Here is an 18,737-nt window from a genome sequence, read left to right as displayed (position 1 = left end):
ATAGCACACTGTGGCGAGGGAGCTTGCTCCCTCGCCACAGTCATGGCTGGCTGCAGGTAATGTTTCAGCCAACAGGCGCGATCTGCGCGGCAAACACCTCGCGAAAGCGTTCCATCTCCTGCTGGTTGCCCACTGTCACCCGCACCCATTGCGGCCAGTTCTGCCATACGCGCCCCACCAGCACATTCTGTGCGGCCAGCCGCTCAACCACCTGCTCAGCTGGTTGCTTTACATCGATCATGAAGCAATTGCTCTGGGAAGCCGTGCAGCTAAAGCCCCGGCCTTTGAGCCAGGCGACTGTCTCATCACGCAACCTGGCATTGAGCGCTTTGCGCTGGCCCACCAACGTGGCGTCCTCCAGGCTGGCACGTGCGCCGAATAGGCTGGCAGCGGCCGGAACGTTGTCACCGCCGAACACCGCCAGCCGCTCCAGCAGCGCCGGATGACCGATTGCCAGCCCCAGACGCGCTCCGGCCATGCCGTAGATTTTCGAGAACGTACGCAGCACCAACAGATCGTCGTGGTCGTTGACCCAACTCACACAGCTGGGTGCATCGCAGAAGTCGATATACGCCTCGTCCACCACCAGCACGCTGCCTTTGGGTTTGTTCGCCAAGGCTTGGCGGATGGCCTCGGTAGGGGTCAGGGTGCCGGTGGGGTTGTTGGGGTTGCACAGGTACAACATGCCGGCCTGTGGGTCTGCCGCGAGCATGGCCGGTACATCATGGGCATGACCGGCGTCGAGGTTCACTTCATGCACCGGTGCCTTGATCGACTCGGCCGCCTGACGCACAAGTTCATAGGACGGTGTCGCCATGACCAGGCTACGGGTTTGGCTGGTAAACGCCAGCACCGCAAAACGCAGGGCCGCCATCGAGCCGGCAAACACCGCGACGTTTTCTTCGGCAACCCCCTGCTGGTGGGCAAACTGCGCGGCCAAGGCGTACATGTCCGGGTAGGGATAGCGCCCAGACGCTGCAATCGCTCGCTGCATCGCCTCACGGGCGGCGTCTGAAGGGCCGTAGGGGCTTTCGTTGTAGTTGAGCCGTACCTTGTCGGATTGAGCCGGCACCGGGCTGGCAACCGCCCAATCCAGCTGGCCAAGTACAGGTAACGCCGCCCCAAGCGCGAGAAGGGACCTACGGCTGAAGCTGACCATGGTGACTACTCCTTGTCGAAGTGCGAGAGATTCGCACAGGTCGGATATAACGGTATGACGAGAAAGCAGTTGCCTGATTTAGCGTCGGGACGTATCCCTGCACTCAGTACTTTATTGTCAACGCGAGCCCATGCAACACTTGCGCTGCCGCGGGCCTGGAACTAGACGTTCTGCCGGGTATGGACTGATGACTAAATGGAAGTGGTGAGCACTTGATACACAGACGAGAAAAAACCGAGCACTTGAAGAGCAATATCAAGTACTTGATCAAAAGTCGTGGCGAAACCCAGCTTTCGTTAAGCAATGCCGCCGGCGTGACCAGGACGACCATCTACAACATCCTGGAAGGCAAGGTCGTCAAAGTGCAACAGTCGACCATTCGCAAGATCTCTGATTTCTTCGGCGTTTCGTACGAAGAAATCGAGACCGTCAACTTTGAAGCCAAGGAAGTCATCGAAAGCAATGTTTCCCCCCTGGGCAACAAGAACCCGGCGGCAGTGCCTGTGCTCAAGGAAAGCCTGCTGATGCAGAACCTGGGCAAGCGCATCGGCGAACTGGCCACGCTTTACCCACTGACTTACTACTTCGGCAACTCCTGCAACTTGATCGGCGTTCGCCTGGAGCATGCGATTCCCGGCATCAATGAGCCGGGGGACTTGCTGATCGTGCAGAAAGGCGCATCGAGCGACGATAAAGAAAAGCTGGTGTACGACCGCGCCACCAAGAAGCTGTTCATCACCCTTGAACCCTGCGGCAACTCAGACCGCTTGTGCGTCATCGGCGATATTCTTGAGGAGCGCTTCAATGACAACCTTTGAAGGCGCCGTGGAAAACAGCAAATACAAGTTGCTGGGCTTTGAAAATGACAAGCGCCTGGCGGTGATCATGGTGATCGCCACGGGCAAGGTCGTCAAAATCAAGCTCAGTGAGGTGCTCAACAGCGAAATGATGGACAACTTCAACAAGCTGGAAATCAAGAACCTCTACAAGAAGTTCTATTCACAAGCAGGAGCACTCACCGCCTACGACATTAACGACCGCAATGAAAACTCGTGGATGATCTACATCATCCTGAACCTGTTGCTGTTCACGTTTTACATCTTCACCAGCATCGCCGCGACCAAACCGATCTACCTGGAATCCATGGGCATCATTGTGACGCCGGGGACTTTTTTGTACCCGCTGACCTTCTTGATTGTGGATCTGCTGAACGAGAACTTCGGCCTGCGCCTGGCCCGGCGAGCCATTATGTTTGCGTTTGCCAGCAACGCGATGATCATCATCCTGTTGTATGGCTCAACGTTCCTGCCGGGGCTGCCGGGCTGGAAACTCGATGGGCCGTATAACGACGTGATCCTGCAGGTGTCGTCGGTGCTGGTTGCCTCTTCGGTGTCGTTCCTGGTCTCGGAGAATATAAATTCCTATCTGCTGTGCAAGATCAAAGAGCTGACCAACTCCAGGTACCTGTACCTGCGGATTTTCTTCAGCACCTTCTTTGCGGTGATCATCGACAGTTTTCTGTTCTGCTTTATTGCCTTCTACGGCGCCATGCAGACCAGCGATATCCTGAGCATGATCTATGTGCAGATTGCGATCAAAGTCGGTTTTGCGTTCTTCAACATCCTGCCTGCCTATGGGGCGCGCTCGTTGTTCAAGCGCTACCTGACCACTGCCAACACATGAAACCTATGTGGGAGGGGGCTTGCTCCCGATGGTGGTGGGTCAGCTAAGAATGTATTTGCCTCGACACCGCTATCGGGAGCAAGCCCCCTCCCACATTTGGACTTCATACATCAGGTAGAGCCTGGCGGGCCTTGGATGCGGTTACTTCAGTTGCAACTTGTGCTTCAGGCTCTGCATGACATCCGCCTTGTTTTGCAGGTAGTCATTCAAGCCCCGGGCACGCAGGTTGCACGCATCGCAGTTGCCGCAGCCGGAGCCAATGACGCCGTTGTAGCAGGTCAGCGTCTGCTCGCGCACCAGTTCCAGTTGGTTGTGGTAATCGGCCAGGGCCCAGGTTTCGGCCTTGTTCAGCCACATCAACGGGGTGTCGAGGCTCACGTCGTATTCCATGCCCAGCTTGAGGGCCTGGTTCAATGCCTTGACGAACTCGTCACGGCAATCGGGGTAGCCCGAGAAGTCGGTTTCGCACACACCGGTAATCACGGCCTCGGCCTTGACCTGGTAGGCGTAGATCGCAGCCAGGGTCAAGAACAGGATATTGCGGCCCGGCACGAAAGTGCTCGGCAGGCTTTCGCCTGAGCTGTTAACGGTCGGTACCGGAATGTTGTCACGGGTGAGGCTGCTGATCGCCAGCTCATTGAGCAGCGACACATCCATCACTTTGTGCACGGTGGCGCCCAATTGCTTGGCCAACTTGCGGGCCACTTCGATTTCCGCCACATGGCGCTGACCATAATCGAAGGTGATGCAGTGCACTTCGTCATACTGCTTCAATGCCTGGATCAGGCAGGTGGTCGAGTCCTGCCCGCCACTGAAGACCATCACGGCTTTTTTACTCATTGCATTGCTTCCTGCATTTGTAGAATTGGGGTGTAGGAGCGAGGCGGGCGGCTAGCCCTTGCTCACGAAAAACGTCAACGATAACGCAGCGTATCCGGTTTAGCGCAGCGCTCAATAAAAAACCCCGCGCGTCTTTCGAAGGCGGGGCTTTTTTACTGCAAGACCACTCAGTGCGCGTAGGTCAGCAACAGCTCTTTCGGTACCTGGAAATCCAGGGACATCATCACGCTGAGCGCGGTGATGGTGAAGATCGAGAACACGAAGAGCTTGCGCGCCCAGACGGTGTCGTCCACCGCCTTGTAACCGGTCCAGGCCATGTACAACCAGTACATGCCCATGGCGGCGGCTACGGCGAGGTAGCTCATGCCGGCGTAGCCACTGAAGGTCAACATCAAGGTCGCCACGAGGAAGGCCAGGATGTAGAGCAGGATGTGTTTCTTGGCCACCTGGATACCACGCTTGACCGGCAATACCGGAATCGACGCAGCCAGGTAGTCATTGAAGCGGAAAATCGCGATGGCGTAGGAATGCGGCATCTGCCACAGGCTGAACATCACCAGCAGCACCAGCGCGGCCATGTCGAAGCTATTGGTTACAGCCACATAACCAATCACCGGCGGCATCGCCCCCGACAGGCTGCCCACCAGCGTGCCGTGAACCGACTTGCGCTTGAGGTACAGGCTGTAGAGGCCGACATAGATGACAAAACCGATCACGGCAAACAGCGCCGCCAACGGGTTGGCCACCTTGTACAACAACACTACGCCCGCAACACCCAGGATGGTCGCGAAGATCAGCGCCAGCTTCAGGGAAATAAGCCCCTGGACCAGCACTCGATTCTTGGTGCGTTCCATCTTGATGTCGATGTCACGGTCGATGCAGTTGTTGAACACGCATCCGGAAGCAACCACCAGGGACGTACCGATCATCGCAGCCAGGAAGATGGCCAGATCGACATGTCCCTTGGAGGCCAGGAAGAAACCGCCCGCCACAGAAAGCACGTTACCGAAAATGATCCCCGGTTTGGTGATTTGGATAAAGTGCTTAAGCGACATCGGGTCTTACCTCACTTCGCCATCATGTAGGTGTGGATGCTGAACATGATCCACAGCGACAGACCAACCAGCAGAACGATCACCAGGCCTGCGAACACAAACGCGATCACATTCTCGCGCTGCTCTTTGGAGCGATCCAGGTGCAGGAAGTACACCAGGTGCACCAGGACCTGAATCACCGCGAACGCCAGGACGATCATCAAGGTGATCGACTTCGGCAAGGTTGGGTACATCACCAGGCCGAACGGGATCAGGGTCAGGATGACCGACAGGATGAAGCCGATAGCGTAAGACTTTACGCTGCCGTGGCTCGAATCGTGGCTGTCATGGGAGTGTGCATTAGCCATTACAGAGTCCCCATCAAGTAAACGACGGTGAATACGCAGATCCAGACCACGTCCAGGAAGTGCCAGAACAGGCTCAGGCAGCTCAGGCGGGTCTTGTTGGTGTTGGTCAGGCCGTGTTTGTTGACCTGATAGATCATCACCGCCATCCACAGCAAACCTGCGGTTACGTGCAGACCGTGGGTGCCGACCAGCGTGAAGAACGCCGACAGGAAACCGGAACGGCTAGGACCGTAGCCTTCGGAGATCAGCAGGTGGAACTCGTTGATCTCCATGCCGATAAAGCCCAGGCCGAACAGGAAGGTCAGGCCCAGCCAGGTCAGCACGCCCTTCTTGTTGCCTTTGTAGAAGGCCAACATGGCGAAGCCGTAGGTGATCGAACTGAACAACAGCAAGGCGGTTTCGCCGAGCACGTAAGGCAGTTCGAAGATGTCGTGGCCCGACGGGCCACCCGCTACGTTGTTTACCAGTACCGCGTACACCGCGAAGATCGACGCAAACAAGATGCAGTCGGTCATCAGGTAGAGCCAGAAACCGTAGACGGTTATTGGCCCCGAGTCGTGGTGATGGTCATCGTGCCCATGGTCATCGACATGGGCGTGTCCAGCATTGGTCACTAAGTTCGACATGGTTTAAGCCTGTTCCAACGAGGTTTCTACACGGTTGGCCGGAATCTTCTTCTCGGCTACCAGGCGAGCGTGCTGCTCGGCTTCGATGCGTTCGATCGTTTCGACCGGCACCATGTAGCCTTGATCATCACGGGCAGCGTGAATGATGAAGTAACCGATAGTGCCCACCAGGCTCGCGATTGCCAGCCACCAGATGTGCCAGATCATCGCGAAACCGAACACGGTCAACAGCGCACCCATCACCACGCCAGTGGCGGTGTTGTTTGGCATGTGGATCGGCTCGTAGTGCTTGGGCTTCTGGTACGCAGTACCGTCTTCCTTGGCTTCGGTGAAGGCATCAATGGTGTTCGCAGTCGGGATCACAGCGAAGTTGTAGAACGGTGGTGGCGACGAGGTCGACCATTCCAGGGTGTGGCCGTTCCATGGGTCGCCGGACTCGCACATGTTCTTCTTGCGATCACGCACACTGACGTACAGCTGGATCAACTGGCAGGCGATGCCCACAGCGATCATCACCGCACCGAACATGGCAACGTACAGGTACGGTACCCACTCAGGGTTGGTGGTGGCGTTCAGACGACGGGTCATGCCCATGAAGCCCAGTGCATAGAGCGGCATGAACGCGACGAAGAAGCCCGAGATCCAGAACCAGAATGCAGCCTTGCCCCAGCCTTCGTGCAGCTTGAAGCCGAACGCTTTCGGGAAGTAGAAGCTGAAACCAGCGATGTAGCCGAATACCGCACCACCGATGATCACGTTGTGGAAGTGCGCGATCACGAACAGGCTGTTGTGCAACACGAAGTCAGCACCCGGGATGGCCAGCAGTACGCCGGTCATGCCGCCAATGGCGAAGGTCACCATGAAGCCCAGGGTCCACAGGACCTGGCTGGTCATGCGCAGACGACCGTGGTAGATGGTGAACAGCCAGTTGAATAGCTTCACCCCCGTCGGGATGGAAATCAGCATCGTCGCCAGGCCGAAGAAGGCGTTGACGCTGGCCCCCGAGCCCATGGTGAAGAAGTGGTGCAGCCACACCATGAAGCCCAGTACGGAGATCGCGCCCGATGCGTAGACCATCGAGTGGTGACCGAACAGGCGCTTGCCGGTAAAGGTCGAGATCACTTCGGAGAAGATACCGAACGCTGGCAGGATCAGGATGTACACCTCAGGGTGACCCCATGCCCAGAACAGGTTCACGTACATCATTGGATTGCCACCAAGTTCATTGGTGAAAATGTGGAAATCCAGGTAACGGTCAAGCGACAGCAGCGCCATGGTAGCGGCAAGGATCGGGAACGAAGCCACGATCAGCACGTTTGCCCAGGTGCAGGTCCAGGTGAAGATCGGCATGTCCATCAGTTTCATGCCAGGGGCGCGCATTTTCAGGACGGTGGCCAGGAAGTTGACCCCCGTCAATGTCGTCCCGAGTCCTGATAACTGTAGGGCCCAGATGTAGTAGTCCACACCCACGCCCGGACTGTATTGCAAGCCCGACAATGGCGGATACGCAACCCAACCGGTCTTGGCAAATTCGCCGACGCCCAGGGAAACGTTGATCAGCACCACGCCGGAAACCAGCAGCCAGAAGCTCAGGGAGTTCAGGAACGGGTAGGCAACGTCACGCGCACCAATCTGCAGCGGCAAGGCAAGGTTCATCAAGCCGGTGAAGAATGGCATCGCCATGAAGATGATCATGATCACACCGTGGGCGGTGAAGATCTGGTCATAGTGTTCAGGTGGCAGGTAGCCAGGCGAACCCTCGGTGGCCATGGCCAACTGGGTACGCATCATGATGGCGTCGGCAAAACCACGCAGCAGCATGACCATGGCAACGATGACGTACATGACGCCGATTTTCTTGTGGTCGACCGAGGTCAGCCACTCGGTCCACAGGTAGGACCACTTCTTGAAGTACGTAATACCCGCAACCAGTGCCAGACCACCCAGCGCGATCATGGCGATGGTCACCATCACGATCGGCTCGTGGAATGGGACCGCGTCCCAACTTAATTTACCAAACATCGTTTACTCCTCTGCCCCAGCAGTTGAATGCGCGCCTGTATCAGAACCTTCGACCGCGGCCACTTCTTTCTTCTCGTGCTTGACCGGCTTGCCTGGCTTCATACCTTCGTACTTGTCGACGATTTTCTGAAACAGGTCCGGCTCATACGCGGAGTACAAGGCGACAGGGTTGTTCTGGCTTGGTTTGGTCAGGGCGTCGTATTCAGCTTGATCAAGCTGTTTAGGTGCGGCCTTGACTGCAGCTACCCAGGCGTCGAAATCTTCCTGGCTTGTCGAGATCGCTTTGAATTTCATGCCGGTGAAGCCAGCGCCGCTGTAGTTGGCGGAGATGCCTTCCATTTCAGCTTTCTGGTTGGCGATCAGGTGCAGGCGGGTCTGCATGCCTGCCATCGCGTAAATCTGGCCACCCAGTGCAGGGATGAAGAACGAGTTCATCACGGCGTCGGAGGTGATCCGGAAGTTAAGCGGGGTGTGCTCCGGGAAGCGGATCTCGTTGACGGTGGCGATACCCAGGTCCGGGTAGATGAACAGCCACTTCCAATCCAGCGCGACCACTTGGATGTTCACAGGCTTCACGTCGGATTCCAGTGGACGGTACGGGTCCAGAGCGTGGGTCGACTTATAGGTGATGTAACCCAGGGCGATAATGATGAGGATCGGGACCAGCCACACCGCGATTTCGATCTTGGTGGAGTGCGACCACTTCGGCGCGTAGGTGGCGCTGGTGTTGGACGCGCGGTATTTCCAGGCGAAGGCGAAGGTCATCACGATCACAGGAACCACAACCAGCAACATCAGCAGGGTAGCGGTGATGATCAGGTTTCGTTCATCCAGACCGACCTGTCCTTTTGGGTCGAGCAAGGTCCACTTGCAGCCTCCCAGCATTAAAAACATGCCAAGCAGCGGCAAAAAGCCTAGTAATCGGGGGTACCTGTTTTTACTCATCTCACGACCTCTAAAGCAGCTTGCGCAATGCAGTTGGGTTTTGATCGCCAACACTTCACCCTGCCAAGGGTTGGCATTTCTCTTCGATTGAATAAGAGCCTGCCCGACACGTCATAACTGTACGTTTCACGGACCTGCAGTGAGTTCTTATTCGATTTCGTGGCTAAAGGCCTTGTTACAGACCAATTCCATTTGGTGCGGATAGTTGAAAGGCTGCCGGAACCTGGGGTCGCACAGAGCCTTCCATCTGCTCCTCGACCGCTCCAATGCTCAAATATTGAACAGCACCGGACATTCAGTGCGGGCGATTGTAGTTAGCTAGCGATGTATAAACCATGTCTTATAAAGAAATAATTTTTATCGATTCCAGCAACAATCCTTCACCAAAGTTGCAAAGATTCGCGATCTTATCGCGTTCGATTCTCAACAAAAACCACAAAAATTGCCGTGTTATTGGGCAGATTGCCACTTCCCTTACTGCCTGTAAGGGCATGACCAATGGATGCAAGCGCCCATAAACCAAGGGATTCGCAGATCCATCAAGCTCTCCAGACTCGCGCCCGTCACGGCACGGCCAGGCCCACGAACTGACAGCACAATTTGTGCGCCGGGTGCAAATTTAAGGGTCGATTCGGCGGGTCAGAAACGTCCTGCGACAGCGTCCGTGTGACAACATGTCGCACGCTGCGCGCACCTTAAGTTGCCCCTCGTCACAGCGCTTTCACAAATCCCTACAAACCAAAACGCTCCGGCCTACTCAAGAAGGCCGGAGCGTTTTGTCGCTGCGAGGGGTCAGGCTTTGGGATGACGGTTGCGGTAGATACACAGGGGTACCAGGATCACTGTCAGCACGAACGCCACCAGCGCCCATTGGGCCAGGGACAGGCCGAGGATCGGCGGGTAGGGGGTGCTGCAGAAACCATCGACCTGGAATCCCAGGGGAAACACTTTGGCCAGGGGCAGATCATCGACGATCGGTTGCAACACATCGATGCCGCAGCTGACCTGAGGAAAGAACTGGGTGTACACATGGTGGCCGGCGGCCGCCACGCCACCCAAGGCGCTGAGCACCACCAACCCTTCAAAGAAGGTCACCGCGCCTTTGGTGCGCATGGCGGCACCGATAAACGCGAAGACCGCAATCAGCAGCAAGGCATAGCGTTGCAGGATACACAGCGGGCACGGCGCTTCGCCCAGCACCACTTGCATGTACAGCGCGCCGCCAATCAGCGCCAGGCAGATAATGCCCAGCAACACCAGAAAGCGCCGCTCCCTGCCCAAACGCATGTAGTCAATCATCCCCGTCTTTCCCTTTCTCTGATTATGGTTGTGCCTGATGGCAACAAGTTTACACACAGGCAGTGGTTAAAACAGAGAGGGGTTAACAGCGGATTAATCATGGTAAATGTAGTGATTATGCGGACGCCACCGCGGGCAAGCCCGGCTCCCACAGAGAACGCATTCCAATGTGGGAGCCGGGCTTGCCCGCGATGATGCCGATACGGTCAATGGGCTAAAATCTATTCAAGCGCCGCCGCCGGGCCGAAGAACTCATAGCGAGCCTGCTTATCCGGCACACCCAGGGCCTTGAGGTGACGCTTGATCGCCGCCATGAAGCCCTTGGGCCCCAGGAAGTACGCATCGATATCACGGTCTTCGGGCAACCAGGCCGCCAGTTGCTCCTGATTGAGCATCCCGATCTTGTCCGCCGCCGGGCTGATACCATCATCCTCGGCGTAGCAGTAGAAGCGCTTGAGCTGCGGGTGCTTGGCCGCCAGGGTGTCCACCCTGTCACGGAACGCATGCACCCCGCCATTACGCGCACAGTGAATAAAGTGCACCGGCCGCTCGCTCGCCAGGGCTGCTTCGAGCATCGGCAGGGTTGGCGTAATGCCCACCCCGCCGCTGATCAGCACCAGCGGCTTATCGCTGGCAGCCAGGGTGAACTCGCCCGACGGTGGAAACAGGTCAACCGTCGCGCCAACGTGCATCTGGTCATGCAGGTAGTTGGACACTCGCCCGCCGGCTTCGCGCTTGACGCTGATGCGGTACATGCCGGTATCAGTGAGGGCCGACAGGGAATAGTTGCGACGCACCTCTTCGCCGTCGAGGACCAACTTCAGGCCGATGTACTGGCCGGGCTCGGCAGCCAGGATCGGGCCATTGTCCACTGGGGCGAAATAGAAGGAGATGATCTCGTCACTCTCCTCCACACGCTTGACCAACAGGAATGGTCGCGCCCCCCGCCAGCCGCCGGGCGCCTGGGCTTTTTCGTCGTAGATGGCCGCTTCGGCACCGATCAAAATGTCCGCCAACTGGCCGTAGGCCGCGCCCCAGGCACTCATCACCTGAGGGGTGGCAATCTCGCTGCCCAGCACTTCGGAAATAGCCCGCAGCAAGCAGGCACCCACAATCGGGTAATGCTCCGGCAGGATCTGCAAGGCCACGTGCTTGTTGATGATCTTGGCCACCAGGTCACCCAACTGGTCCAACTGGTCGATATGCCGCGCATACATCAGCACGCCATTGGCCAAGGCCCGGGGCTGGTCGCCGCTGGCCTGGTGGGCCTGGTTGAACAGCGGGCGGACTTCGGGATACTCGGACAGCATCATGCGGTAGAAGTGGGTAATCAGTGCTTCGCCGCCGCTTTCCAGCAGGGGCACAGTGGATTTGACGATGGCACGGTCTTGGGCACTTAGCATGGCAGACTCCTGGGTCTTTTTACTCATTACCTTTAGGTAGTCAGTATTCGTGCCAACTAATAAATCCTTAATTTTCAACATCTTAAGTATTTTGTAGTCAATATGACTTCTTACGCTTTATAGTCATATCGACTACAAGGAGTCATTATGACTGCAAAATCGCTGCTCACCGCCCTGCTGCCGCTGGTCGCCGACCTGTCCCGCGAATTGCCCGAAGGCGAGCGCTACCGCCGCCTGCTGCAAGCCATGCGCGCCCTGCTGCCGTGTGATGCCGCCGCGCTGCTGCGCCTGGATGGCGAATGGCTGGTGCCGCTGGCGGTGGATGGCTTGAGCGCCGATACCCTGGGCCGCCGTTTCAAGATCAGCGAACACCCGCGCTTTGAAATATTGCTCAGCAGCCCCGGCCCTACCCGCTTCGACAGCGACAGCCAATTGCCCGACCCCTATGACGGCTTGGTCGCTGGCTTGCACGGCCACCTTGAAGTCCACGACTGCATGGGCTGCCCGCTGTTTATCGACGACCAGCCCTGGGGCCTGCTGACCCTTGACGCCCTCGACAACGAACGCTTTGAGCGGGTCGAACTGGACGCGCTGCAAGCCTTCGCCAGCCTGGCCGCGGCCACGGTCAATGTGGCTGAACGCATTGAGCGCCTGGCGCTACGGGCCGAGGACGAGCACCAGCGCGCCGAAATCTATCGCCAGGCCAGCGGTCAGCAGCACAAGGAAATGATCGGCCAGAGCAAAGCGCACAAACGGCTGGTCGAGGAAATCAAGCTGGTGGGCGGCAGCGACCTGACCGTGCTGATCACCGGCGAAACCGGGGTCGGCAAGGAACTGGTGGCCCAGGCGATCCATGCCGCGTCATCGCGTGCCGACAAGCCGATGATCAGCCTCAATTGCGCCGCGCTACCGGAAACCCTGGTAGAGAGCGAGCTGTTCGGCCATGTGCGCGGTGCTTTCACCGGCGCGTTGAATGAGCGACGGGGCAAATTCGAACTGGCCAACGGCGGCACGTTGTTCCTGGACGAAGTGGGTGAACTGTCATTGAGCGTGCAGGCCAAGCTGCTGCGCGTATTGCAAAGCGGCCAGTTGCAGCGCCTGGGCTCGGACAAGGAACACCAGGTGGACGTGCGCCTGATTGCCGCCACCAACCGCGACCTTGCCGAAGAGGTGCGCAATGGCCGCTACCGCGCCGATTTCTACCATCGCCTGAGCGTGTACCCGCTGCAAGTGCCGGCGCTGCGTGAGCGCGGACGGGATGTGCTGCTATTGGCAGGCTTTTTCCTCGAACAGAACCGGTCGCGCATGGGCCTGGGTAGCTTGCGCCTGACCAGTGACGCCCAGGCGGCGCTGCTGGCTTACAACTGGCCGGGCAATGTGCGCGAACTGGAACACCTGATCGGACGTAGCGCGCTCAAAGCCTTGGGCAACTGTCGCGAACGCCCGAAGATTCTCAGCCTGAGCGCCCAGGACCTGGACTTGCCTGACATCAGTGCAGCGGTGATTGATGTACCAGTGCAAGCCGCGCCCATCGCCACTGGCGACCTGCGCCAGGCCACCGAGCACTATCAGCGCCAGATCATCAGCGCCTGTCTGGAACGTCATCAGCACAACTGGGCCGGCGCCGCCCGCGAACTGGGCCTGGACCGCGCCAACCTTGGGCGCATGGCCAAGCGCCTGGGCCTGAAATAGACCAGGCAACTCGGTTAAATGTGTTTCGCTTGGAAAACCGGGTTTACCGGTTTGGGTTTACGAAACACCAATACATTCCCCAACATCACCAGCACCAGCCCCACCAACGCCGGCGCCGTCCACTGGTAGCCCTCGGCGAATGCAGACACATTCAACGCCACCACCGGAAACAGCACGGTGCAATATGCCGCTTTTTCCGGCCCCATGCGGCCGACCAGGGTGAGGTAGGCGGTAAACCCAATCACCGAGCCCGGGATCACCAGGTACCACAGCGCACCGATATACCGTGCGCTCCAGTCCATCTCGAAGGGAATTCCACGCACTGCGCAATAGGTCGCCAACATGGCTGCCCCATAGGCCATGCCCCAGGCATTGGTGGTCAACGGTTTGAGCCCGGCCTTCTGTTGCAGGCTCGACAGCATATTGCCCGCCGAAAAACACAGCGTTCCCAGCAGCGCCAGGCCCAGCCCGAGCAAGGTCTGCGGGCTGGCGGTATGCCCGGCCAGTTCCGGCCAGAACAGAAAGCCCAGGCCCAGCAGCCCCAGCGCGCCGCCCGTCAATACGTTACGTGCAACCCGCTGGCCGAAAAACACCCGGGCATTCAGGGCATTCCACAAGGTCGCCGTGGAAAACACCACGGCGACCAGGCCACTGGGGATCCACTGGCTGGCGGTGAGAAAGCACATGAAGTTGACGCAGAAAAGGCACAGCCCTTGGGCCAGGCAAATCAGGTGCCCGCGGCGGTTCATCACCTGCAATTTGCGGCTGAGCAGCAACAGCGCGAACAGCACCAGCGCCGCCAGGCCGAAGCGATAGACAATCGACACGGGAATCGCCACCACGCCCAGTTGCCATTTGAGCGCGATCCAGGTGGTACCCCAAATCAGCACCGTGAGTAAGTACAAGAAGAGGTTCATAGCAGGCTCCGACGATTGAGCCACAGTGTTGCGGTTAATCGCCCTGAGGTTCTTGCACATTCTTGCGCTTTTGTCGGGTGACGGGCTCACAGCGCTCGCCGCCGGGAGTAGGATGCAAGGCGTCGGAGAACACACCATGCCAGAGCTGGAATCGCTGCACGTCTTTCAATCCCTCAACCGCTCGCCCCACGCACGCCTGGAAGCCTGCGCCGAGCTCGGTGACGGTTTGTCTGCGGCCGTGTGGAGCAACCACCACGATGCCCAGGACTATCAGGCGCCCAGCCATCACACCTTGTCCTGCTATATCGGCGGCGGCACGGGCACCTTTCGTCGCGACCGACCGGGTACCAAGGGCGGCCCCGACAAATTGTGCATTCTGCCGGCCGAGCACCAGTCGGCGTGGGTGATCAATGGCGAGATTCGCCTGGCCCACGTGTATTTCAGCCCGGAGCAATTTGCCCTCGGCTGCGTCACCCTGCTGGACCGCGAGCCGCGGGAATTGCAGTTGCGTGAGACGACCTTCCTTGAAGACGCCCGCCAGGCCCGGCGCTTTCACCAGCTGATTAGCCTCAACTGGCTCGAACCCGCAGAGTGCTTGCTGACCAGCAGCCTGGCCCATGAGTTGCTCAGCCACACCCTGCTCAACCAGGTCGGCGTACGCGAGGGCCTGCGCCTCAAAGGCGGGCTGGCGGCGCACCAACGGCGGCGTCTGGTGGAGTACATCGACCACCATGTCGAAGACTCCATCAGCCTCGGCCAGTTGGCATCGATGTGCGCGCTGTCGGAATACCATTTCGCCCGGATGTTCCGTCAGAGTTTCGGCGTGCCGCCCCATCAGTACCTGCTGGCACGCCGTCTGGCGCGGGCGAAGACCCTGCTGCGCAGCAGCACGCTGCCCCTGGGTGAAGTGGCTTTGAGGTGCGGTTTTTCCAGCGCCAGCCATTTCAACCAGCGCTTTCGCCAGGCCTTGGGGGCCACCCCGGGCGAATACCGCCAGGCATTACGCGCCTAGGCCATCAAGCTCAGCGTCGTCGCCTTGGCCACCGCCTGTGGCGTGAAGATGGCGCATGAATGAGGTGGATAGAGGGTTATCAGAAGAGTCGATGAACGCCGCACAACTGTTGCGTAATTGGTAACAGTCCTTGTCCTGAACTGCTATTACTCATTTTGTTACAAGCGACTATTCTTACCTCGCTTTCAGGGCAAATGGCCCGCTCCCTGCTTGGGGAGAACAGCAGATTTACAACGGATTGATCCCGTATTCAGTCTGTTACCGGTGTTCACTGACGTTGATTTGTCGCTCCTTGATCCAACGTCTTACTTCGGCCGCTGCTTATGCAGCGGCCTTTTTTATGCCTGAAATAAAACGGGGCGTCATCGACGCCCCGCGAGATTCAGTGATGTTCCGGCAATGATCAGAGGCTGAACTTCTGCAAGTTGGCCATCATCTCCTTCAATGCCTCAATGTTGTCCTTGGGATGTGCAGCCCCTTCGAAATCACAGATCTGCTGCCAGTGCGCCGCCACGTCGTCCGGCGAGAAGCCCGCTTCGGGATCAAACCCCACCCCCAGGCTGCGCTCCCAACGGGTCTTGCCGATCCAGCCGCCACCCACTTCGAACAACCCTGACGTTTCCTGGCAGGCTTCACTGCCCAAATACACCACCAACGGGCTGACCAGTTCCGGCTTGAGCCGCTCGAATACCTGGGGCGGGATCAGCCCTTCGGTCATGCGCGTACCGCCGGTAGGGGCGATGGCGTTGACCAGGATATTGTTCTTGCGCCCTTCCAGCGCCAGGGTGCGGGTCAACCCATACAGGCCCAGCTTGGCCATGCCGTAGTTGGACTGGCCGAAGTTGCCGTAGATGCCTGACGTGGAGGCGGTGAAGATCACCCGGCCATAACCTTGCTCGCGCAGATGGGGCCAGGCAGCGCGCGTAACCTTGTAGGCGCCTTCGACATGCACCCGGTAAACCAGATCCCAGTCGCCGTCGTCCATCTTGTGGAAAGTCTTGTCGCGCAGGATCCCGGCGTTGTTGACTACCACGTCGATCCGGCCGAAGACATCCAGAGCGTTCTGTACGATCTTGTCACCGTCGGTGACCGAATCATGGTTGGCCTCGGCAATGCCGCCTGCCGCGCGAATCTCTGCTACCACCCGGTCGGCCGCCGAGGCGTTGGCGCCCTCGCCCTGGGTGGAGCCACCCAGGTCATTGACCAGCACTTTGGCTCCGTGCCTGGCGAACAGCAGTGCATGAGCACGGCCCAGGCCACCGCCGGCACCGGTGACGATCACGACCTTATCCTGGAACTGCACTGATTCACTCATACCGAACTCCGCTGGCGACAATGGGAATAGGCAGAGTGTCACGCACAGCGCCTTTGGTCACAATAAAGACGGCCGAGGCTGAATGGTGCTCGATAAGGCAGCAGGATGATACCCGCTGGAGAAGCCAGGCTCAGGAATAGACCGCTTGCGGCGAAGGCTGGCCGATGCGATCCCGAAAGGCCTGGTAATGCCTGAGCACCTGCACCGGCGCCTCGATCTGCGGGTAATGGCCGATATCGGCCAGCAATACCGTGTCAGCGTGGGGCACCAGTTGCTCAAAGCGCTCGACCATATGGCCGCCGGAAATCGGGTCCACCTCGCCGTCGATCACCCGCATCGGCACGCTGCCGTGCTGCATGGCGGCCACCCAGCGATCACGCAGGCGTCGACGCTGGGGAATGTAGGCGATCAGTTTGTGCAGGATACGCGGCCCGTCGTTGCAACTGATCAGACTCCAGAAATCATCCAGAGCGCTTTCACTGGGCCGCGTTCGCGGGCCGAATATCTGGCTGAAACTGCTGGCCAGGGCATTGCGCCCATAAGCCCGGCCGATCATCCAGCCCAACGGGCTGAGCAATAACTTTTGCACCAGGGTGGGACGGTGGGTTTCCGGGAACAGCCCGCCGTTGAGAAATACGCAACTGGCCATCTGGAAGCGGCCTTCGTAATGCCGGGCAAGTAACTCCTGGGCGACACTGTCGCCATAGTCATGGGCCAACACATGCACCGGCTGCTCCACTCCCAGGTGTTCAAGCAACGCCTGTTGCAAGTCGGCTTGCTCCAACAGGCAATAGTCGTGGTTCAGGGGCTTGGCCGAGTCACCAAAACCGAGCATGTCGCAGGCAATCACCAGATTGCGCTGGGCCAGGGGCTGCCACAGGTAATGCCAATCCCAACTGGCGGTGGGGAAGCCATGAATAAGCAGCAGAGGCGTGCCCTGCCCGGCCACCCAGTAACGCAGGGTACGGCCACGAAAGACGAAGTCCTGGCCGCGTTTGCGCCAGGCTCTGAGCGGTATCTCGGCGAGTGGCATCAGCTTTTATACCCGGGGTTCTGGTGGTCCAATTTGCGCAGCAGCGCCGGCCAGGCCAGCGCACCTCCCATACCTTGGGCGCTTTTTGTGACAGCCGCCACCATCGCCGTGGCGCCAGCCAGGATTTGCGGCTCGATGGCAATCAGCTGCGCTGCGCCGTTTTGCGCCAGCACCTGGATCTCGCAGGCGCGCTGGAAGGTGAACATCATCAGGAAGGTATCGGCGATGGTGCCAGCACAGGTCAGCAAGCCGTGGTTATGCAGCATGAGGAAATTGTTTTGCCCAAGGTCCGCCTGCAAACGGGCTTTTTCCTCGTGGTTCAGTGCTACGCCTTCGTAGGCGTGATAGCCGAGGCTGGACAACACAAACAGCGACTGCTGACTGATGGGCAATACGCCTTGCTTTTGTGCGCAAACCGCCACACCGGCAGCGGTGTGGGTATGCAACACGCAGGTCACGTCATGACGCACTTCGTGGATGGCGCTGTGGATGGTATAGCCCGCGGGGTTGATCTCGTAGGGGCTGTCCATTTGCTTGTTGCCGGCCTGGTCAACCTTGACCAGGCTTGAGGCCGTGATTTCGTGGAACATCAGCCCATAAGGGTTGATCAGGAAATCTTCCGTGCCCGGCACCTTGGCGGAAATATGCGTGAAGATCAGATCATCCCAACCATGCATCGCCACCAGGCGATAACAGGCCGCCAGGTCAACGCGGGTTTGCCATTCGGCAGCACTGACCTGGGCTTTGATGTTTTCTGGCGATGATGCAGGGGCTAGGCTCACGGCAACGTCCTCCTTGGCGCACTTGTTATTGTGTCTAAGTGAGAGCCAGTCTAGTCAGACGCCGTGGCACAAGGAGTTGCCTTCGCAGCCAGCTTGATGACTGAGCGAGTCAGCCAAGAGAATAGTACAACGGCCGCCCCTTCGCTCAACCGCGCAGCGCGACGACCAGTTCAGCCAGCCAAGGCTCGGCGTCGGCTTCCGGGGTCACGCTTTCGCTGGCGTCCAGGCGCAGCATCGGCAGCACTTCACGCACGCCCAACTCGCCGAACAGTTCGCGCATTTGCTCGCCGCCACCGCAGAACGTATCGCCATAGCTGGCGTCACCCAGGCCGATGACCGCGCCCGGCAGCCCGCGCCAGGCGGCGGGGAGTTGGTCGCGAATGCTTGAGTACAGCAGTTGCAGATTATCGGGCAACTCGCCCATGCCGGTGGTCGAGGTCACCGCAAGGAACGCATCGGGAGCAAACGCCTGCACCTCGCCCAGGCTGGCGCGAGGGTTGTGCCAGGCTTCAAAACCGGCGTCCTTGAGGATTTTTTCCGCATGGCGAGCGACTTCTTCAGCCGTACCGTAGACCGAGCCGGAAAGGATGGCGACTTTCATCAATCT

At 58.7% G+C, this 18,737-nt stretch carries 18 protein-coding genes; 4 read left to right on the top strand and 14 right to left on the bottom strand.

Going from position 1 to position 18,737, the window contains the following annotated elements; translation table 11 throughout:
• Positions 1–64: 64 nt before the first annotated feature.
• Positions 65–1,159 (bottom strand): pyridoxal phosphate-dependent aminotransferase, encoded by a 1,095-nt coding sequence (locus E4P01_RS24370; protein WP_216092081.1) that lies wholly within the window; start codon positions 1,157–1,159, stop codon positions 65–67.
• 212 nt (positions 1,160–1,371) lie between these two features.
• Between E4P01_RS24370 and E4P01_RS24365 the strand changes: the two genes are divergently transcribed.
• Together E4P01_RS24365 and E4P01_RS24360 are read left to right on the top strand one after the other, a co-directional pair.
• The gene (locus tag E4P01_RS24365; RefSeq protein WP_005791243.1) at positions 1,372–1,977 is read left to right on the top strand and encodes a helix-turn-helix transcriptional regulator; all 606 of its coding nucleotides are present in this window, start codon (positions 1,372–1,374) and stop codon (positions 1,975–1,977) included.
• Complete coding sequence (locus tag E4P01_RS24360; RefSeq protein ID WP_032879563.1) at positions 1,964–2,842, top strand: queuosine precursor transporter; 879 nt, start codon at positions 1,964–1,966, stop codon at positions 2,840–2,842. The genes E4P01_RS24365 and E4P01_RS24360 overlap by 14 nt, the downstream gene beginning before the upstream one ends.
• Before the next feature lie 141 nt (positions 2,843–2,983).
• On the opposite strand, the gene queC is transcribed toward E4P01_RS24360, so the two are convergent.
• The 8 genes from queC to hmpA all read right to left on the bottom strand — a co-directional run bounded on the left by queC (position 2,984) and on the right by hmpA (position 11,379).
• A complete protein-coding gene (queC, locus tag E4P01_RS24355; protein ID WP_032879562.1) occupies positions 2,984–3,682 on the bottom strand; it encodes a 7-cyano-7-deazaguanine synthase QueC in 699 nt (232 codons plus the stop codon).
• A gap of 167 nt (positions 3,683–3,849) precedes the next feature.
• Positions 3,850–4,737, bottom strand: a complete 888-nt coding sequence (gene cyoE / locus E4P01_RS24350) for a heme o synthase (RefSeq protein WP_005791249.1) — start codon at positions 4,735–4,737, stop codon at positions 3,850–3,852.
• An 11-nt stretch (positions 4,738–4,748) separates the two neighbouring features.
• Entirely contained in the window at positions 4,749–5,084 is a 336-nt protein-coding gene (cyoD, locus tag E4P01_RS24345; protein ID WP_003194051.1) for a cytochrome o ubiquinol oxidase subunit IV, read from the bottom strand.
• The gene (locus tag E4P01_RS24340; RefSeq protein WP_005791252.1) at positions 5,084–5,710 is read right to left on the bottom strand and encodes a cytochrome o ubiquinol oxidase subunit III; all 627 of its coding nucleotides are present in this window, start codon (positions 5,708–5,710) and stop codon (positions 5,084–5,086) included. The genes cyoD and E4P01_RS24340 overlap by 1 nt, the downstream gene beginning before the upstream one ends.
• A gap of 3 nt (positions 5,711–5,713) precedes the next feature.
• Positions 5,714–7,732 (bottom strand): cytochrome o ubiquinol oxidase subunit I, encoded by a 2,019-nt coding sequence (cyoB, locus tag E4P01_RS24335; RefSeq protein ID WP_005791254.1) that lies wholly within the window; start codon positions 7,730–7,732, stop codon positions 5,714–5,716.
• Between the two features lie 3 nt (positions 7,733–7,735).
• Positions 7,736–8,677, bottom strand: coding sequence for a ubiquinol oxidase subunit II (cyoA, locus tag E4P01_RS24330; protein ID WP_005791256.1), 942 nt, complete (start codon positions 8,675–8,677; stop codon positions 7,736–7,738).
• Between the two features lie 792 nt (positions 8,678–9,469).
• On the bottom strand, positions 9,470–9,976 hold the full coding sequence (locus E4P01_RS24325; protein ID WP_216092082.1) for a disulfide bond formation protein B: 507 nt from the start codon (positions 9,974–9,976) through the stop codon (positions 9,470–9,472).
• 221 nt (positions 9,977–10,197) lie between these two features.
• Entirely contained in the window at positions 10,198–11,379 is a 1,182-nt protein-coding gene (gene hmpA / locus E4P01_RS24320) for an NO-inducible flavohemoprotein (protein WP_216092083.1), read from the bottom strand.
• A gap of 147 nt (positions 11,380–11,526) precedes the next feature.
• Here hmpA and norR point away from each other — a divergent pair, with 147 nt between their 5' ends.
• Positions 11,527–13,071 carry a nitric oxide reductase transcriptional regulator NorR gene (norR, locus tag E4P01_RS24315; protein ID WP_148852672.1) on the top strand — a complete coding sequence of 515 codons (1,545 nt, stop codon included), beginning with the start codon at positions 11,527–11,529 and terminating at the stop codon, positions 13,069–13,071.
• Between the two features lie 14 nt (positions 13,072–13,085).
• Here norR and E4P01_RS24310 read toward each other — a convergent pair whose 3' ends face one another.
• On the bottom strand, positions 13,086–13,988 hold the full coding sequence (locus tag E4P01_RS24310) for a DMT family transporter (RefSeq protein ID WP_032879555.1): 903 nt from the start codon (positions 13,986–13,988) through the stop codon (positions 13,086–13,088).
• Positions 13,989–14,124: 136 nt separating this feature from the next.
• Here E4P01_RS24310 and E4P01_RS24305 point away from each other — a divergent pair, with 136 nt between their 5' ends.
• Positions 14,125–15,000: an AraC family transcriptional regulator gene (locus E4P01_RS24305; RefSeq protein WP_216092084.1), complete on the top strand. Its 876-nt coding sequence runs from the start codon at positions 14,125–14,127 to the stop codon at positions 14,998–15,000.
• A 403-nt stretch (positions 15,001–15,403) separates the two neighbouring features.
• Here the strand turns inward: E4P01_RS24305 and E4P01_RS24300 are convergent, their stop codons facing one another.
• The 4 genes from E4P01_RS24300 to E4P01_RS24285 all read right to left on the bottom strand — a co-directional run bounded on the left by E4P01_RS24300 (position 15,404) and on the right by E4P01_RS24285 (position 18,731).
• Entirely contained in the window at positions 15,404–16,315 is a 912-nt protein-coding gene (locus E4P01_RS24300; RefSeq protein ID WP_005791267.1) for an SDR family oxidoreductase, read from the bottom strand.
• A gap of 130 nt (positions 16,316–16,445) precedes the next feature.
• The gene (locus tag E4P01_RS24295; protein ID WP_032879552.1) at positions 16,446–17,348 is read right to left on the bottom strand and encodes an alpha/beta hydrolase; all 903 of its coding nucleotides are present in this window, start codon (positions 17,346–17,348) and stop codon (positions 16,446–16,448) included.
• Entirely contained in the window at positions 17,348–18,130 is a 783-nt protein-coding gene (locus tag E4P01_RS24290) for a class II aldolase/adducin family protein (RefSeq protein WP_216092085.1), read from the bottom strand. The genes E4P01_RS24295 and E4P01_RS24290 overlap by 1 nt, the downstream gene beginning before the upstream one ends.
• A 145-nt stretch (positions 18,131–18,275) precedes the next feature.
• Complete coding sequence (locus E4P01_RS24285) at positions 18,276–18,731, bottom strand: flavodoxin (RefSeq protein WP_032879551.1); 456 nt, start codon at positions 18,729–18,731, stop codon at positions 18,276–18,278.
• Positions 18,732–18,737: the final 6 nt, after the last annotated feature.

Origin of the sequence: Pseudomonas sp. NCIMB 10586 (assembly GCF_023127895.1) — a bacterium.
Lineage (GTDB): Bacteria > Pseudomonadota > Gammaproteobacteria > Pseudomonadales > Pseudomonadaceae > Aquipseudomonas > Aquipseudomonas synxantha_A.
Note: the sequence above shows the minus strand (reverse complement) of the source record. Positions and strands in the feature narration are given on the sequence as shown.

What these genes read in the sequence shown, in the direction of transcription:
- hmpA (WP_216092083.1), bottom strand. Translation starts at nt 11,379, where the DNA reads ATGCTAAGTGCCCAAGACCGTGCCATCGTCAAATCCACTGTGCCCCTG.
- E4P01_RS24325 (WP_216092082.1), bottom strand. Translation starts at nt 9,976, where the DNA reads ATGATTGACTACATGCGTTTGGGCAGGGAGCGGCGCTTTCTGGTGTTG.
- cyoD (WP_003194051.1), bottom strand. Translation starts at nt 5,084, where the DNA reads ATGGCTAATGCACACTCCCATGACAGCCACGATTCGAGCCACGGCAGC.
- queC (WP_032879562.1), bottom strand. Translation starts at nt 3,682, where the DNA reads ATGAGTAAAAAAGCCGTGATGGTCTTCAGTGGCGGGCAGGACTCGACC.
- E4P01_RS24360 (WP_032879563.1), top strand. Translation starts at nt 1,964, where the DNA reads ATGACAACCTTTGAAGGCGCCGTGGAAAACAGCAAATACAAGTTGCTG.
- cyoE (WP_005791249.1), bottom strand. Translation starts at nt 4,737, where the DNA reads ATGTCGCTTAAGCACTTTATCCAAATCACCAAACCGGGGATCATTTTC.
- E4P01_RS24295 (WP_032879552.1), bottom strand. Translation starts at nt 17,348, where the DNA reads ATGCCACTCGCCGAGATACCGCTCAGAGCCTGGCGCAAACGCGGCCAG.
- E4P01_RS24310 (WP_032879555.1), bottom strand. Translation starts at nt 13,988, where the DNA reads ATGAACCTCTTCTTGTACTTACTCACGGTGCTGATTTGGGGTACCACC.
- E4P01_RS24370 (WP_216092081.1), bottom strand. Translation starts at nt 1,159, where the DNA reads ATGGTCAGCTTCAGCCGTAGGTCCCTTCTCGCGCTTGGGGCGGCGTTA.
- cyoA (WP_005791256.1), bottom strand. Translation starts at nt 8,677, where the DNA reads ATGAGTAAAAACAGGTACCCCCGATTACTAGGCTTTTTGCCGCTGCTT.
- E4P01_RS24285 (WP_032879551.1), bottom strand. Translation starts at nt 18,731, where the DNA reads ATGAAAGTCGCCATCCTTTCCGGCTCGGTCTACGGTACGGCTGAAGAA.
- E4P01_RS24300 (WP_005791267.1), bottom strand. Translation starts at nt 16,315, where the DNA reads ATGAGTGAATCAGTGCAGTTCCAGGATAAGGTCGTGATCGTCACCGGT.
- norR (WP_148852672.1), top strand. Translation starts at nt 11,527, where the DNA reads ATGACTGCAAAATCGCTGCTCACCGCCCTGCTGCCGCTGGTCGCCGAC.
- cyoB (WP_005791254.1), bottom strand. Translation starts at nt 7,732, where the DNA reads ATGTTTGGTAAATTAAGTTGGGACGCGGTCCCATTCCACGAGCCGATC.
- E4P01_RS24305 (WP_216092084.1), top strand. Translation starts at nt 14,125, where the DNA reads ATGCCAGAGCTGGAATCGCTGCACGTCTTTCAATCCCTCAACCGCTCG.
- E4P01_RS24340 (WP_005791252.1), bottom strand. Translation starts at nt 5,710, where the DNA reads ATGTCGAACTTAGTGACCAATGCTGGACACGCCCATGTCGATGACCAT.